At 49.7% G+C, this 15698-nt stretch carries 13 protein-coding genes and 1 other annotated feature; of the genes, 9 read left to right on the top strand and 4 right to left on the bottom strand.

Annotated features, from left to right (window positions below):
- The first annotated feature begins 80 nt into the window (after nt 1-80).
- The 4 genes from NST08_RS28945 (at nt 81) to NST08_RS28930 (ending at nt 5754) form a co-directional block, all read left to right on the top strand.
- On the top strand, nt 81-1109 hold the full coding sequence (locus NST08_RS28945) for an ABC transporter ATP-binding protein (RefSeq protein ID WP_210094137.1): 1029 nt from the start codon (nt 81-83) through the stop codon (nt 1107-1109).
- On the top strand, nt 1106-2815 hold the full coding sequence (locus NST08_RS28940) for an ABC transporter permease (RefSeq protein ID WP_251535866.1): 1710 nt from the start codon (nt 1106-1108) through the stop codon (nt 2813-2815). Before NST08_RS28945 ends, NST08_RS28940 begins: the two co-directional genes overlap by 4 nt.
- Before the next feature lie 108 nt (nt 2816-2923).
- Nucleotides 2924-3189, top strand: a binding site (T-box leader).
- 79 nt (nt 3190-3268) lie between these two features.
- Nucleotides 3269-4939 (top strand): 2-isopropylmalate synthase, encoded by a 1671-nt coding sequence (gene leuA / locus NST08_RS28935; RefSeq protein WP_251535865.1) that lies wholly within the window; start codon nt 3269-3271, stop codon nt 4937-4939.
- Between the two features lie 155 nt (nt 4940-5094).
- A complete protein-coding gene (locus NST08_RS28930; protein WP_251535864.1) occupies nt 5095-5754 on the top strand; it encodes an FMN-dependent NADH-azoreductase in 660 nt (219 codons plus the stop codon).
- Between the two features lie 158 nt (nt 5755-5912).
- On the opposite strand, the gene NST08_RS28925 is transcribed toward NST08_RS28930, so the two are convergent.
- Together NST08_RS28925 and NST08_RS28920 are read right to left on the bottom strand one after the other, a co-directional pair.
- Nucleotides 5913-6278 carry a DoxX family protein gene (locus tag NST08_RS28925; protein WP_251535863.1) on the bottom strand — a complete coding sequence of 122 codons (366 nt, stop codon included), beginning with the start codon at nt 6276-6278 and terminating at the stop codon, nt 5913-5915.
- 36 nt (nt 6279-6314) lie between these two features.
- Nucleotides 6315-7181: a sigma-70 family RNA polymerase sigma factor gene (locus NST08_RS28920; RefSeq protein ID WP_251535862.1), complete on the bottom strand. Its 867-nt coding sequence runs from the start codon at nt 7179-7181 to the stop codon at nt 6315-6317.
- Nucleotides 7182-7528: 347 nt separating this feature from the next.
- Between NST08_RS28920 and NST08_RS28915 the strand changes: the two genes are divergently transcribed.
- Both NST08_RS28915 and NST08_RS28910 read left to right on the top strand, forming a co-directional pair.
- Complete coding sequence (locus tag NST08_RS28915; protein WP_251535861.1) at nt 7529-7966, top strand: hypothetical protein; 438 nt, start codon at nt 7529-7531, stop codon at nt 7964-7966.
- Nucleotides 7967-7993: 27 nt separating this feature from the next.
- Nucleotides 7994-8605 carry a TetR/AcrR family transcriptional regulator gene (locus NST08_RS28910; protein ID WP_251535860.1) on the top strand — a complete coding sequence of 204 codons (612 nt, stop codon included), beginning with the start codon at nt 7994-7996 and terminating at the stop codon, nt 8603-8605.
- A 68-nt stretch (nt 8606-8673) separates the two neighbouring features.
- Here the strand turns inward: NST08_RS28910 and NST08_RS28905 are convergent, their stop codons facing one another.
- A complete protein-coding gene (locus tag NST08_RS28905; protein WP_251535859.1) occupies nt 8674-9396 on the bottom strand; it encodes an alpha/beta fold hydrolase in 723 nt (240 codons plus the stop codon).
- Nucleotides 9397-9523: 127 nt separating this feature from the next.
- Here NST08_RS28905 and NST08_RS28900 point away from each other — a divergent pair, with 127 nt between their 5' ends.
- Nucleotides 9524-10465 carry a helix-turn-helix transcriptional regulator gene (locus NST08_RS28900; RefSeq protein WP_251535858.1) on the top strand — a complete coding sequence of 314 codons (942 nt, stop codon included), beginning with the start codon at nt 9524-9526 and terminating at the stop codon, nt 10463-10465.
- Nucleotides 10466-11252: 787 nt separating this feature from the next.
- Here the strand turns inward: NST08_RS28900 and NST08_RS28895 are convergent.
- A complete protein-coding gene (locus tag NST08_RS28895) occupies nt 11253-11516 on the bottom strand; it encodes a hypothetical protein (RefSeq protein WP_251535856.1) in 264 nt (87 codons plus the stop codon).
- A gap of 210 nt (nt 11517-11726) precedes the next feature.
- Here NST08_RS28895 and NST08_RS28890 point away from each other — a divergent pair, with 210 nt between their 5' ends.
- Nucleotides 11727-12488, top strand: a complete 762-nt coding sequence (locus tag NST08_RS28890) for an AAC(3) family N-acetyltransferase (RefSeq protein ID WP_251535855.1) — start codon at nt 11727-11729, stop codon at nt 12486-12488.
- Between the two features lie 66 nt (nt 12489-12554).
- Complete coding sequence (locus NST08_RS28885) at nt 12555-15677, top strand: hybrid sensor histidine kinase/response regulator (protein WP_341342583.1); 3123 nt, start codon at nt 12555-12557, stop codon at nt 15675-15677.
- Nucleotides 15678-15698: the final 21 nt, after the last annotated feature.

Here is a 15698-nt window from a genome sequence, read left to right as displayed (position 1 = left end):
GAATGGAGTCAAGCCGGCTGTATATTGGGAGGCCAATATACAGCCGTTCATTCAAGAACAACAAAAAGGAAGAGTATACGATGATTACATTCCAGAACGTTGATATTAAATTCGGAGCGTTTCATGCGGTCAAGAACCTCAATTTGCATATTCGGGAAGGGGAGTTTTTCACGTTCCTTGGTCCTTCGGGCTGCGGGAAAACGACGACCCTTCGCAGTCTGGTCGGGTTTATTACGCCTACGAGCGGACGGATCCTGTTGAAGGATACCGACATTACTCATCTGCCGATCGAGAAAAGAGAGATCGGTATGGTGTTTCAAAGCTATGCACTGTTTCCGACAATGAATGTGTTCGAGAATATCGCCTTCGGCTTGCGGGTAAAGAAGATTTCCAAGGCTGAAGTGGACCAAAGGGTACGGGATATTGCCCGTAAGGTCGATTTGAAGGATGAACAGCTGTTCAAGAAGGTATCGGAATTATCCGGCGGCCAGCAGCAGCGCGTGGCGATTGCCAGGGCGCTGGTGTTAACGCCGAGTATCCTGGTGCTGGATGAACCCTTATCCAATTTGGACGCTAAGCTGAGGGTACAGCTTCGAAACGAGCTGAAGGAATTGCAGAAGAAATTCGGGATCACGACGATCTATGTCACGCACGACCAGGAAGAAGCGTTAACGCTGTCCGATCGGATCGGCGTATTCAATCAGGGGGTTCTGGAGCAAGTAGGCACGCCCCAGGAGGTCTATAACCAATCCCGGACGGAGTTTGTGTGTAATTTTATCGGGGATATTAACCGGATCGATCCGCAGGCGATAACAAACAGCCGACTGCAAGAGGTGGTCCATCCGGGGAACATCGCCTATGTCCGGAATGAAAAGGTCAGCCTGCTGGCCCTGCCGGGCATTGATACGGTCCAGCTGAAAGGCAAGATTGCGGATCGGGAATTTTACGGATTATACAGCAAATATGTACTGGAGATTGCCGGCGGCGGACAATTAAAGACCATCGAGAAGGAAAGCAGTCTCGTTCAGCATGAGGTCGGCGACGATGTAGATATCTACATTCCCGTAGGCGATATATTGCAATATCCGATGAAGGAGGGGGAAGCATGAATGTCCGGAGCCTAAACACCCGGCTGGCTTCCATGAACCCGATCGCCATCATCCTGTACGGATTGATTATTTGGTTCGTCATTGCCTTTCTGATTTACCCGAACTTGAATATTTATGGCGAAATCTTCTTTAAAGACGGCAAATTTACGCTGGAGGCAGCGGAAAAGCTGCTGTCGTCCGAACGCGCGATGAGAAGTTTGTACAACAGCTTTATCCTGGCGTTCTCGCTTGTCGTTACGGTAAACATCGTGGGCATTACGCTCGTGCTGATCTCGGAATACTTCGATATCAAAGGCGCGAAGATCTTAAAGCTCGGATATTCGACGACGCTGATTTACAGCGGGGTCGTGCTGGTGTCCGGATATAAATTCGTGTATGGCGAAGAGGGGTTTATGACCAAGCTCTTGGTCCGCTTATTCCCTTCTTTTGATACAACCTGGTTTCATGGCTACTGGGCGGTTCTATTCGTCATGACGTTCGCCTGCACGTCCAACCACTTCCTGTTTATGGGCAATGCGATTCGCAAAATCGACTTTCAGACCATAGAAGCGGCGCGAAATATGGGAGCCTCAACGTGGTACATCCTAAGAAGAGTTGTGCTCCCGGTTCTGAAGCCTACCATTTATGCGCTAACGATCCTGACTTTCCTGACCGGCCTTGCCGCCACGTCTGCACCGCTCATCCTGGGCGGGAAGGAATTCCAGACGATTACGCCGATGATCCTGACATTTTCGAAAAGCATGACGTCGAGGGATCTGGCCGCGCTGCTGGCCCTTATTCTCGGTTTGGCAACGCTGGTGCTGTTAACCGTGATGATCCGGTTTGAACGAAAGGGCAATTTCATGTCGGTCTCCAAAGTCAAATCCGAGCTGGTAAAGCAAAAGATTCGCCACAAATTCGGGAATATTGCCGCTCATATTCTGGCTTACGGCCTGTTTGTGCTCTATATCGTTCCGGTCGTGCTCATCATCCTCTTTTCGTTCACCGATTCGGCCAGCATTACTACCGCCACGCTGAATCCGAGCAGCTTCACCTTGGACAATTACATTCAAGTGTTTTCATCCATGTCCGCATTCAAGCCTTATCTCGTGAGCATCGTCTATGCCGCGGCAGCCTCGGTCATCGTCGTAGCGTTGACGCTGGCGGTCTCAAGATTATTGCATAAATATAATAACAAGTGGACGCTTGCCCTGGAATACTCGCTGCTGATCCCATGGATCCTGCCTTCGACATTAATCGCGATCGGACTGATCGTAACGTTTAATACGCCCCAGCTGGTGATCGGGAATTCGGTTCTGGTGGGAACGGTCTGGATGCTGTTGATCGCGTATGTGATCGTTCATATTCCTTTCACCCTGCGTATGGTAAAGGCATCATTCTTCAGCTTGGACAGCAATTTGGAAGATGCGGCAAGAAACCTAGGCGCCAAACCCTTCTATACGTTCAGGAAAGTGCTGCTGCCGATCATTCTTCCGTCGACTTTAGCGGTACTCGCTTTGAACTTTAACGGGATTTTGGCGGATTACGACGTTACGGTGTTCCTCTATCATCCCCTGTACCAACCGTTAGGAATCGTCATCAAGAACAGCACGGATGCGCAGGCCGCAGCGGATACCAAAGCGTTGACCTTGGTGTATTCCGTTATATTGATGATCATGTCCACCATTACGTTATATTTTGTATATGGCAGAAACAGCAGAACTTGAAGGTAAAAATTCCGAAATGGCGGCATACTATAGAACAATGCACATCCCTGACACATGAAAGATAATACTTGACATCAAACGTATTGGTGATATACATTGTTTCTAATATTTAAAACGTTGAAAAGGAATAGTACGTTTTTCAAAACGTGAAGAGAGCTGTTGGATGGTGCGAAACAGCCGTGGAGAAAATCGGAACTCGCCTTGGAGTTGCTCGCTGAACCCGTAGAGTAGGTGGAGCCGGAGCCTGACCGTTATCTTCAGGAGGATGCAAGGATTGTGCGTTGCTGCCAGCCCTGTATCCGTAGAGTGCATGCTGATGACGGCATGAATTCGGAGTGGTACCGCGTAAGATGTCAAAGTCTTTCGTCTCTGTTATTGGAGATGGAAGGCTTTTTTTGTGCATCCGGATCTTTTGCAGTTAAGCACAGGAAATCGATGAGAGGAAGGATATCCATGAAAAATGTTGAGAAATACGCCAGAGGATATTTTATGCCGCCGGAGACAAGCTTGAGCTGGACCCAAAAGGAATACATTACCGAGGCGCCGATTTGGTGCAGCGTCGACCTTCGCGACGGAAACCAGGCATTGATCGTTCCGATGAATTTGGAGGAAAAGCTGGAGTACTTCAAATTGCTTGTGGAGATCGGGTTCAAGGAGATCGAGGTCGGATTTCCCGCGGCATCGGAGACGGAGTTCACCTTTCTGCGCACATTGATCGAGCAGGATTTGATCCCGGATGATGTTACAATTCAAGTGCTGACCCAATCGAGAGAGCACATCATCCGCAAAACGTTCGAATCGCTGAAGGGCGCGAAGAAGGCCGTTGTCCATTTGTACAACTCGACCTCCGTAGCGCAGCGGGAGCAGGTATTCCGCAAGTCCAAACAAGAGATTATCGACATCGCCGTGAGCGGCGCCAAGCTGCTCAAGGAATGCGCTGCTGAGACCGAGGGCAACTTCCAGTTCCAGTATTCGCCGGAGAGCTTCACCGGTACGGAGATCGAATTTGCGCTGGACATCTGCAACAGCGTGCTCGACGTATGGCAGCCGACGGCCGAGAACCCGGTTATCATTAACCTTCCTGCAACAGTCTCCATGTCGATGCCTCACGTCTACGCAAGCCAGATCGAGTATATGAGCGAGCATCTGAGCTTCCGGGAGCATGTCATTTTGTCGGTCCATCCGCATAACGACAGAGGAACGGGCGTGGCGGATGCGGAGCTGGGAATGCTGGCCGGAGCCCAGCGCGTCGAGGGCACGTTGTTCGGAAACGGCGAAAGAACGGGGAACGTCGACATTGTGACGCTGGCGCTCAACATGTACTCGCACGGGGTGGACCCGAAGCTGAATTTTGAGAACATCCCTGCGATCATCTCCGTCTATGAACGGCTGACCAAGATGAAAGTAAGCGAGAGACATCCATACGGAGGCGAGCTGGTATTCACCGCTTTCTCGGGTTCGCACCAGGATGCGATTGCGAAAGGAATGAAGTGGCGCGAGGAACAAGAGCCGCGGCATTGGTCGGTTCCTTATCTGCTGATTGATCCCAAGGATATCGGCAGGGAGTATGAAGGCGATATTATCCGCATTAACAGCCAGTCCGGCAAAGGCGGCATCGGATACGTTCTCCAGCTGAAGTACGGACTCGATCTCCCGGCGAAAATGCGCGAAAACTTCGGATACTTCGTGAAAAACGTATCGGATCAGCAGCAGAAGGAACTGATGCCTGAAGAAATCTACGATATTTTCGTGAAGGAATATGTGAATATAACTTCGCCTGTCGAGTTTATCAAATACCGGATGACGGATAATGAAGATTTCCATACGACCGTTACGATCCGGACCGGCCATGAAGTCAAGGAGATTGAAGGCACCGGAAACGGAAGACTTGATGCAATCAGCAATGCGCTTCAAACCGAGCTTGGAATGAACTATACCGATCTGATCTATAAAGAGCACGCATTGGAAACAGGCTCGAAGTCACAAGCGGTCTCTTACATCGGTATAACGGCTGCTGACGGCAGCGTATATTGGGGCTGCGGCATTGATGTTGATATCATGACCTCGTCTGTAAAAGCACTGTTTAGCGCTGTGAATCAATTTAGCCGGAACCGAGCCAACTAAAGTCCGAGTTCATGGACTGCTTATAGAACAAGAACAACCGACCTGCTTTTGGGGTCGGTTTTTTTATTTGGCGTCCTCAGCGATCATGTCACAAAAGACATCTGCTATTTGTCTCATCTATGTATCAGAAATACAGGATAAGGGAGAGATCGAAGTTGGAAACACTGCTCGTTATCAATGCACACCCCATGGTGGATGACGATTCGTCGATAAGCCTGCAAGTGCTCCATCATTTTCTGGAGACGTATAGAGAGATGAATCCGGAGGGGCCAATCGAACAGATCGATTTATATCGGGAAACCATTCCTTGCATAGACCGGACCTTTCTGAGCCTATATGATAAAAGGAGAAGCGGAGAGCCTTTGACTGAAGAGGAGCAGGCGCTCGACTCCCGCATGACGGAAATTCTGCAGCAATTTAAGCGTGCGAAGAGATATGTCATCGCCATGCCGCTCCATAACTTTAACATTCCCTCCAAGCTGAAAGACTATATCGATAACATTCTGATCGCTAAAGAGACGTTCGCCTATACGGACAAGGGATCGGTCGGTCTGCTAAACGACGGCAGGAACGTGCTTGTCATTCAAGCAAGTGACGGTATCTATACGAACGAGGATTGGTACACCGAAGTCGAGTATTCTCACAAATATTTAAAAGCGATGTTTAACTTTATGGGCGTCGACTATCAAATCATCCGCGCCCAAGGGAGCTATTTACGTGGGAAGGATGAAGTTTTAGCCCAGGCCTTCCGTGAAGCCGAGTCTGCGGCGGCGTCCTTTGCAAGATCGGTTCATGTTGAGGGAGCGATCAAGTAATTTCACCATTGCATATCGTGCAACTGTCCGATGAGGACGTTATCATGAGATCACTCCGTTGATGAATTGGCACCTCGAGCGAGGTTCCTTTTTTGTTACGGCGAGATTTGGAACATTGTACATTCAGCCATTATGTTATCTTGGGCAATCCGGCTCGTTCAGAAAATATTAGTCAGCTCGTTTGCATTGATGGATAGGACGATGATATTCAATGCAGCGAATACGAGGGCAGGTGCTGTTTTTCCGAAAGTGTCCCGAGCTTTGAGGTGCGCGAAGCATGCGACCAGCATCGTGATACCAAGCCATACCCCGGCCCAAGCGATTGCCCAGCTATACCAGTAGCCAGCGATAAGCCCGGCAGCTCCGACTAATTGGACGAAGCCGGTAACGACGCGAAATCTCTGGGAGAGCCCAAGGTGGGCAAAGATATCGGCCCAGTACTTGGCTCCGATGATTTTGGCCGTGCCCGAGAATAGATAATACGCCACAAGTAAGCTCTGAAGTACGATCAAGAACAGAATCATGCAAATCCCTCCATATAAAATAGAATGAAAAGCCTTTTACTCGCTCAACGTGACCAAGTCCAGTTCCTTCATACGTGCCGGATCGGAAATCACATCGATTCCGTTGATCTTCCCGTCCGCATAGTCGATAGCCAACACGAGGAGCAATTGCCCCCCAGGTGAAATGACGACGCCGACCTCTCCGTTGACGAGAGCCGGCCGTGCCGCTTTGGCGCGTCCCCACATCAGTTGTTCAGCCACAGCATGGGTACCGCGGACTTCTTTCGGAGCGTTCTCGCGATCGCTGCGCAGCACGACTCCCGGGTTGAGGACCTGAAGCAATGCGCCGAGATCGCCGCTCCGCGCCGCCGCCAGAAAGGAATCAACGAGTCTCCTCTGAATGGAGAGGTCCGTCTTGGACGAAGTCTTTGCTCCTTGTATGCGGCGGCGCGCACGGCTGGCCATTTGCCTCGCTGCGGCCTCGGAGCAGCCTATAACAGGGGCAATCTCCGCATAGGGAATGGCAAAAATGTCATGCAGCACGAATGCAACCCGCTCATCGGCACTCAAGGTGTCAAGCACTACGTGCAATGCCAGGCCGATCGAATCAGCCAGCAACGCCTCCCGCTCCGGGTCACCCCCAGCTTCAAGTTCGGTGGACTTTCCGATTTCGTAAGCCTCCATTGATTCTTCGCGCCGTGCCTTTCGGGAACGCAGCATGTCAAGGCACACCCGGGACACAACGGTTGTCAGCCACCCTCCGATATTCTCGATCGCATCCGTTTCGGAGCGGTTCAATCGAAACCACGATTCCTGAACGGCATCTTCTGCCTCGTTCCAGCTCCCGAGTATTCGGTAAGCTACCGATCGCAGATGGGAACGATGGGCTTCGAATTGATCCGTAAGCCAATGGGTGTCGGTCATTGATAAGTCTCCCTTCTATAAGCTCTCATTGGATTGACGTATGGAAACGTGCCGATGTGACAGATTGGAAAATAAATAATCGTGCCCATCGCATCAACAAAGCCGGGTGAAGCTCCTTTCATGAAGGTTCAAACATAGGCCAACCTGCGGCTTGCTCCCCCGGGAGTGTTGATGGTCGAGCGTATATGCTTACACTTTACCTTCAATATTAAGAAACCAGAAGTAATATTTGGTATATTTTTTTTCGAACGAGGTTGACAGTTAATGGAACAGAAAATATAATGACTATATATTCAGTCATTTATTTTATTGGAAATCACTCTAAAAAGAGGTTGGAGGAATAAACCATGAGCGAAGTAAGCCAAAGAATTCAGAACTATTTCAAAGATTTCGAGCACGCGAACAATATGTACGATCCGGAGCTTCTCGATCCCTTGGTGAATGACCCCTTGGCGGGCGCCTATCCATCCGGTGACGTACATGCGGTGAAGAAGGAGGATTACTTGGCAGGGACGAGAGAATCGGGGGAATACTTAAAATCTTTAGGATATCAGTTTTTCAAGCTTACGCCCGTAAAGGAAACCCCTTTAAAAGACAACTATGTGCTGGTAGAAGTTAAAGGCACGGCGAGAGTCGAGCAGGCTTCGGGTAAATCCTTCGATCTGGTTCATGATTCTTTTTACATTTTGCATGTTAAAGAAGATTCGATTAAGATGGTCTTTACGATTACCCATGATGCCCCTACACAAATGATGGAGGATCAAGGATTCCTAACAGCAGAATAAGGTGAAGAACGGGAGGAGCAGTGAGCGTTGAGCAAGCAGAAAGAACGCTTTGAAGCCATGAGAGCCGAGGCTACGGAGAAGATTTTATTATCGGCGGCTAAACTTTTCGCTACAAAAACGTTTGGCAAAACCACAATGCAGGACATTGCGGATGATGCCGGTCTCAGTAAAGGGTTAGCGTATCGGTACTTTGCTACCAAAGAAGAAATCATGAGCAGGCTGATCGAAATTTCGATCCCCGGCCTTGACCGTATGGCAGGACTCTTTGAACAAGAAGGCAATGAAAAAGATGTGATCATAAAGGCAACAACATTTTTGCTGAGCAACCTGCAAGAGGACCCTTCCTCCACCGATGGGCTGCTTCTCCTTAGCCAGATCGATAGTTTTACCGATCAAGAGCTGAGCCCGGATCTGAAGAATGCCGTACGGGCCTCGATGAACCGATTGATCGATAGCCTATCAGAGCTCATTCAGGCCGGGCAGGGGCAAAGCGTTTTCAAGCCGGGGGACCCGCGAAGATTGGCTTTGTTCTATTACAGTACTTTCCAAGGTGTGGCATTTACTAGCCGAAGTTTCCATGCCAATTATCTGTTTCCGACGACGGAGATGTTTTTGGATTTTTTGATTCAACAAAGGTAACAACCTTAAAGGCTGCCAGCACGCTGGCAGCCTTTTTCTGTACTAACTTCTGCGGGTATCCGTTTCAATTAAGCGATACGCCCCAGGAAGGATTGCAGAATGCGCCGCAAATCTCCCGGCCTGCTGAGCATCGGCAAGTGGCCGGATTCCAGTTGTTCAACGGAATGCGGGGATAGATGCGAGATCATTTTATTTTGCAGGGAAGAAGGGAATTCCTTGTCCTTCGTCAGCTTGACGTACAGCTTCGGCACAGCCGGAACGTCCGCATGAGCCCGATCTGTGTATACGCGTATGGCCTCGGGAACGAAACCTTGTACGAGCCCCGTCGTTTGTTCCTCTGACAGGTCATTGCATAAGCCGGCACGGATGGCGGATTCCGGCGGTTTGGTACCCCATTTGCGCAATATGGCCGTCATGAGCATTCGTTTAGGGAAAGGAAGAACCGACACGAATGAACCGCCGTTCTTAGGGATCGCTGCCCCTACGGCGACAAAGCCGGCCAATCGATCAGAGAATTTGGAAGCGAGCTTTAGGGCTAGGACGCCTCCGAGCGAATGCGCGACGATGACAAACCTTTCGATGCCCCATTGATTCACTTGATGTTCCATATGGTTGACATAATCCTCTAAAGCAAGCTCGCTCCTTGAATCGGCCGGGCCCTTCCTGAGCGGAAAATCGAGAAGTAAAGAAGGATGACCCAGTCCCTCTGCAACGTTACTCCATATTCGGCCCTCCAATCCCGCCCCATGGATAAATACAAAACCGATCTCTTCGTGTGTGTTCTTCTTCATATAAGTTAAACTCCCCTCACAGGTTCATATTCTGCGTGCTATTTGTGAACATCGTATCACGTAAATAAGACAAATCATGTCTTATTTAAATGCTATAATGAAAAAAACTTCGAAGAGAAGGTGACCCATGCAAAAATCGCAGCGTCTCATTCAGCTGATTATGATGATCAATGCGAAAAAGTCATTTACCGTTCGAGAGCTTGCCGATGAATTCGGGCTATCCACTCGAACGATTACCCGTGACTTGCAGGAGCTGTCCGAGCTCGGCATCCCAATCTATTCCATTCAAGGAAGAGGGGGAGGGTACAAGCTGCTTCAAGACAGGATGCTGCCGCCCATCAGCCTGTCGGAAAGCGAGGCCATCGCGATGTTCTTCGCGTGCCAGTCACTGGACTACTTCGGCTCCCTGCCATTTGGCGAAGGGGCGGAATCCGCACTGCAAAAGTTCTATCATTATCTGCCTGCCGATATCAAAGAGCAGATCGATCGGCTGGACGGGCGAATCATGTTATGGAGTCCGTACCGTTCCATGGCTCCGGGGATTCTTCAAACGCTGATGCAAGCCATCATGACGGGCGAAGTGGTCACCATGGAGTACAACTCCGGCAACGGGGCGGCCAAGCGGGATATTCAGCCCATCGGCCTTTACACGAGCTCGGGTTATTGGTATTGCCCGGCTTATTGTTTTGAGCGGGAGGATATCCGTCAGTTCCGGGCGGATCGGATCCTTTCGGCAACACTCAACCCATCGGTTACTCCGCAGGAGGAGATCCGGAAGATGACGCTGAAGAATAAGCCGGAGAAAGGCCATCTGGATCAAACGGTGCTGCATATCGAAATAACCAAGAAGGGAGTATGGCTTCTGGAATCCAATCCCCGGTTTGCCCCGAGTATACGGCGCAACGAAGATGGCAGCGGAGAAGCAACCATTCAGATTGCCACGGAGGATTTACGTTTCTATGTAGACTTGATCTGGAATCTCGGGAGCGAGGTCAAGATTAAGGGGCCGGTTGAAGCGATAACGTACATTCAGGAAAAAGCCGAAGCGATGCGTTTATTGTATAGCTAGGCTTTTGCGTCACTGGGCCATGAAGCTAATAGCCGACATCCCGTCCTTTACGTAGGGACAGGATGTCGTTTTTTTACCGCGAGGGCTTGTAAGCATATTGAAACAACCCTATGTACAGTTTTTCTTCAGAATGAAGTGATACAATCCTTGAGTGGCAAATCCCGGTGCGGATTTATGGTTGAATTAAGGTGCGGCTCCGCAGTGAATGGAGGTTTAAGCAGTTTGGAATGGCGATATGGACGTAAAGTCCTGTGGACAGGACTTGGCTTATTATTAGGCGCGGTTGTAGAAATCGGTGGATTCTTTACGCAAGCCAAAGGGGACAATCCAACGAAACGTAGGCCGCGGTGAATTACGAGTCTCCGTCGGTGTATGGCCTCGCCATCAAGTTTGCGCTCCAAATGGGAGACAGGCCTTTGGCCGAACAGCTGTACGAGCGTCTGCAGACCTTCAAGGGGCGGGATCCCCAATATCCCGGAGGATGCGTGTTCGGGAGAAATACGCATATTTTTGATAACTTGCTTGCTTTACTAGAGGAATACGCAATTCAACGAGGTGGACATGGAAAATAAAAGATTCATCCAGCGTATGGTCTGGGGATACGTACTGCTGGTCGGATTAGCAATCCTGCAGGAATTGCTGATCTATTTGAATGTGTTTAGGGACCAATCCTTTACTTTACTTTACCTGAGCTGGGATTCGCCATTGGATGCCTTGCGGCTCTGCTGCTGGGCTTTTTGGCCCCGCCGGGGGTCTCGGCCGTCGGTATTTTTGTTTATATCGTCGCTTATTTTGTATGGCTTACAACGCATGCCGAGGTTGATGTGCTGTCCAACTCCTGGCTGTGGCTGCTGCCGGCTAACGTGGCCGTAGCCACGTTCATCAAATCCGGGCTGATGTTTCTTATACGTGAATCAAGAATGTGCGAGAGTTTACGACGTCCCTGCTTACGCTCTTCCAATACCCGCTTGACTCCCTGGATCAAAAGCTTGTATCTCATTTCGTCATCGTGGCTGAATTTACGCATCTCCTCGAAGTAATTGTTGTTCACTTACAAGCTCACTGCCCTTTTCTGTTTTTGTTTTAAGGGTACCATGGGTCTCTGAAGAATTTCTAAATATGACCTGCGTAACAGGCCATTGGAAATGGTGAGTGGCTGGACCTAAATAAGGATGGTATATTCCTGTTATAGGAATTGTTCATCTAAGAGATCGAAAACGTTAATAGGATATCATTCATAGGATCCGGGAGGAGAAGGGACATGCACACGAAAGAAAGCTTAATGGAGCAATTGGAGCAGCTGGGCATAGACAGCCAGGGGACGCTGCTGGTTCATTCATCGATGAAAAGCATGGGGCCGGTCAAGGGCGGCGCGGATACGGTGTTGGATGCGTTGTCGGAATATATGAAGGATGGGCTGCTGGTGTTGCCTACCCATACTTGGTCTTACATCAATGCAGAAAATCCGAGGTTTTACGTGGACCGTTCGCCTTCCTGCGTCGGAATACTGCCCGAGCTGTTTCGCAAGCGGCCCGGCGTGGTGCGTTCGCTGCATCCCACGCATTCGGTGGCGGCATTGGGCCGGGAATCCGAAGCGTTCACAAGCGACGACCATCGCTTTGATACCCCATGCGCCAGAGGCTCCGCTTGGGGGAAGCTGCTCGACCGAAAGGCGACCATTTTGTTAGTCGGGGTTGATTTGAGACGCAACACCTTTATTCATGGCGTTGAGGAATGGGTGGACATCCCGGGGAGGTTAACGGATGGCCATGAGCAGCTATACACGGTATTGCCGGACGGAACAGAAATTTCTGTGCCTTCCCGCAGACATTGCGGGCTGTCGTGGTCGGAGCATTTCTGGAAGGTCGATGAGGTCCTTGAACGTGAAGGCGCGATGCATAAAGGGCAGCTTGGCGATGCCGTTGTAAGGGTGTGTGATGCAGCTGCGGTGGCGGAGATCATCACGGCGATGCTGAAGGACAATCCGGATTTGTTCTCGGATAACCACCCCCTGAATCAATAAAACGCCTGCATTAGAGATGGGATTAGGAGTGGGATATTTGTTGGCAAAAGACTCCCTAAGCTATTTATGAAAAAAAAGAGCCATATTGTACTGTTAATCGGATTGTTATTCGTCATTTTATCCGGCCTGCGTGTGTTATGGATGGAATGGCTTCCCAATCAAATGCAGGTATCCATCAAGAACGGACAATTGGATTTGCGCCATTGGAATGCAGAAGACAGCGGCGTTCTCCTGCTTGATGGGGAGTGGGAGTTTTATCCCTCGGAGTGGCTGTCGGAACGCAAGCAGCAAGGTACAGGCGGTCCGGAGCCAAGGTTGATTTCGGTTCCGGGGGGATGGGAGGAAGCTTTGCCTCGTGAAGGTGAAGCGAAAACGCCATATGGATTCGGATCCTACCGCCTGCGTATTTTGGTAAATCCGGACAATGACTTGAATTATAGCATTCGCTTGCCCAGCGTGCGTACTGCTTCGGAAATGTATGTAAACGGCCGGCTGCTTGCTAAATCCGGTCAGGTGGGGAAGACCAAGGGAGAGTATACGGCGAAGAACCTCCCGTATTCCACAAGCTTTACGGCAGACGAGAACGGGGTCATCGAGCTGGTGGTTCAGGCGGCAAATTATGTGGATAGTCGAAGCGGCGGCATTGCCAGATCGGTTAAATTCGGTTCCGAAGAAGCCGTTACGAAGGAAATGAAGCTCTCCGTCTCGATGCAGACGCTGGGTGCCGTCATATTTCTTATGCATTCGGTCTATGCGCTAATTTTGTTCTTGCTAGGAAATAGGGATAAGAGGCTGCTTTATTTTTCATTAATGGCACTATGTATCACAGTTCCCATGGTATTAAGCAGTGATGAGAAGCTGTTTCACCAATTATTTTACATCGGCAGCGATTGGGATTTTCGGCTAGCTAATGCCCTTTTCATGATCGGAAGCTATGCGCTGTTGCAATGTACGAATCATCGGGAGCTCCCTTATTGGAACAGGGTGTATCCTGTTTATGCCGTGATGAATCTGGGGACGGCCGCTGTTACGTTGTTGTTGGCTCCTCATCAGGTGATCATGCTCTTCCCAGTTTATTTTCTTTTGGGCTGTGCAGCAGCCGTGATCACGATTATTGCCATCTTTAAAAAAGTAATCAAGGATATTAAAAGCCATCTGTTACTGCTTTTTTCGATACTAGCGCTGGTTCACCATTTCCTGTGGTCCTTATTCTTGCGGGAGAGCGGGTTGAGCATTGCCCACTATCCGTTCGACCTGATCATTTCGATGGGGTGCTTGGCCTCCGTATGGTTTAAGGATTATTTCAACATGCATGCTCACACCAAGGAGATTGCCGCAACCTTGCAAAGAGTGAATGACCATAAAGATCAATTTCTGGCGAACACTTCGCATGAATTTAAAAATCCGCTCCACAGCATTCTTAATATGTCACAAACCGTTTTGAGCAGGGAGCGACATTTGTTGCAGGATCGAAGCATCAAAGAGCTTGAAACGGTGCTGGCTGTAGGACGGCGGCTGACGCTCATCTTAAATGATCTGATGGATGTGATGAGCTTACGGGAAGGGAATCCGCGTCTACAGAAGAAGGCCGTATCAATTCAACCGATTGTGACCGGCGTCATGGATATGCTGCAATTTAACGCAGACGTGAAGTCTGTCAAAATCGTAAATCAGATACCTGAAGATTTTCCTCCCATCGTGGCGGATGAGAACCGGGTCATTCAAATCGTGTTCAATTTGCTTCATAATGCGGTGAAATATACAAATGAAGGCGTCATTTCGATCCAAGCCTATGCAGAGGACGGAATAGCTTATATCACCATTGCCGATACGGGGATCGGAATGGATGAAGCCATGCTGAAGCGTCTATTTCTTCCGTATGAGCAAGCAAGCGCGAGCGAGACCATGATTGAAGGCGGCTTTGGATTAGGTTTAAGTATAAGCAAGCAGCTCATTGAGCTTCATGGGGGTGCGTTAGAGGTGTCCTCCGTGTTAGGAGAAGGATCGGAGTTTACATTTTCGTTAGAGCTGGCGGAGGTGGATGCGGAGCAGAAGCCAAGTGATTCTAGCTTATTCGAAGCATTAACCTTAGAATCCATGCCGGTTCGGGAGACGGCCTGGACCGGGTTGGAACAAGAGGGGATCACCCCGCCGGCAGCGAAACCAGCAACTTTACCTGGAATGAGCAATCATCGTCCGCTCCTATTAATCGTTGATGACGACCCTGTCAATCTTCGAGTGCTGGAAGCGATCCTGCCGACAGGCGAATATGACCTTACGATGGCAACGAGCGGTAAAGAAGCGTTGGCTCTCCTGGATAGGAAGGAATGGGATCTGGTTATTACTGATATTATGATGCCGCAGATGTCCGGTTATGAGCTGACACGAAGGATTCGTGAGCGGTTTACGCTTACCGAGCTGCCTATTCTGCTCCTTACCGCAAGAAGCCAACCGAAGGATATCCAAAGCGGCTTTTTGGCGGGAGCCAACGATTATGTAACGAAGCCGGTGGAAGCATTAGAAATAAGATCGCGGATTCAAGCGCTAACGATGATTAAGCAAACGGTTCGGGAGCAATTGAGATTGGAGGCTGCATGGCTGCAAGCTCAAATCCAGCCTCATTTCTTATTCAATGCATTAAATGCTATAACGGCGTTAAGCGGCATTGATTTAGATAAGATGCGAAATTTACTGGATGAGTTCAGTCACTTTTTGAGGAGTAAATTCAGGTTCCAGGATACGGAAGGACTTGTTCCGATGGAAGAGGAGCTTAGCATGGTGCGCTCATATCTATATATTGAACAGGTTCGGTTTGGAGAGCGGCTGCAGGTTGTTTGGGAGGTAGACGACTCCTTACCAGTAAACATCCCGTTTCTATCGGTCCAGCCTTTAGTTGAAAATGCGATCAGACACGGCATTATGAAGCAGACTCGCGGGGGAACCATCTGGATTCGGATTTCGCTCCATACAACCTATGCAGAAATCATGGTCCAAGACGATGGCGTCGGAATGGACGAAGCTCAATTGCAGCGGATCCTGGAAAGGCGGGCAGAGCACGCAGGAGTCGGGCTAATCAATACGGATCTGCGCTTAAAACGGCACTTCGGAACAGGACTGCTTATCAAGAGCACGTTGGGGGAAGGGACCGAGGTAACCTTCCGTGCACGTCTCTTCGCAAAGCCGAAGTAATATTCCTATAATTATGAAAGC

The sequence above is a fragment of the Paenibacillus sp. FSL K6-1566 genome (assembly GCF_038050475.1).
In the GTDB taxonomy this organism is placed as follows: domain Bacteria; phylum Bacillota; class Bacilli; order Paenibacillales; family Paenibacillaceae; genus Paenibacillus_AQ; species Paenibacillus_AQ lactis.
This window is presented reverse-complemented; position numbering and strand designations above follow the sequence as displayed.

Excerpts from the sequence above, each read along its gene's own strand:
- NST08_RS28890 (WP_251535855.1), top strand. The coding sequence starts at position 11,727 with ATGCACACGAAAGAAAGCTTAATGGAGCAATTGGAGCAGCTGGGCATA.
- NST08_RS28900 (WP_251535858.1), top strand. The coding sequence starts at position 9,524 with ATGCAAAAATCGCAGCGTCTCATTCAGCTGATTATGATGATCAATGCG.
- NST08_RS28885 (WP_341342583.1), top strand. The coding sequence starts at position 12,555 with ATGAAAAAAAAGAGCCATATTGTACTGTTAATCGGATTGTTATTCGTC.
- NST08_RS28905 (WP_251535859.1), bottom strand. The coding sequence starts at position 9,396 with ATGAAGAAGAACACACACGAAGAGATCGGTTTTGTATTTATCCATGGG.
- NST08_RS28920 (WP_251535862.1), bottom strand. The coding sequence starts at position 7,181 with ATGACCGACACCCATTGGCTTACGGATCAATTCGAAGCCCATCGTTCC.
- NST08_RS28940 (WP_251535866.1), top strand. The coding sequence starts at position 1,106 with ATGAATGTCCGGAGCCTAAACACCCGGCTGGCTTCCATGAACCCGATC.
- NST08_RS28945 (WP_210094137.1), top strand. The coding sequence starts at position 81 with ATGATTACATTCCAGAACGTTGATATTAAATTCGGAGCGTTTCATGCG.
- leuA (WP_251535865.1), top strand. The coding sequence starts at position 3,269 with ATGAAAAATGTTGAGAAATACGCCAGAGGATATTTTATGCCGCCGGAG.
- NST08_RS28925 (WP_251535863.1), bottom strand. The coding sequence starts at position 6,278 with ATGATTCTGTTCTTGATCGTACTTCAGAGCTTACTTGTGGCGTATTAT.
- NST08_RS28915 (WP_251535861.1), top strand. The coding sequence starts at position 7,529 with ATGAGCGAAGTAAGCCAAAGAATTCAGAACTATTTCAAAGATTTCGAG.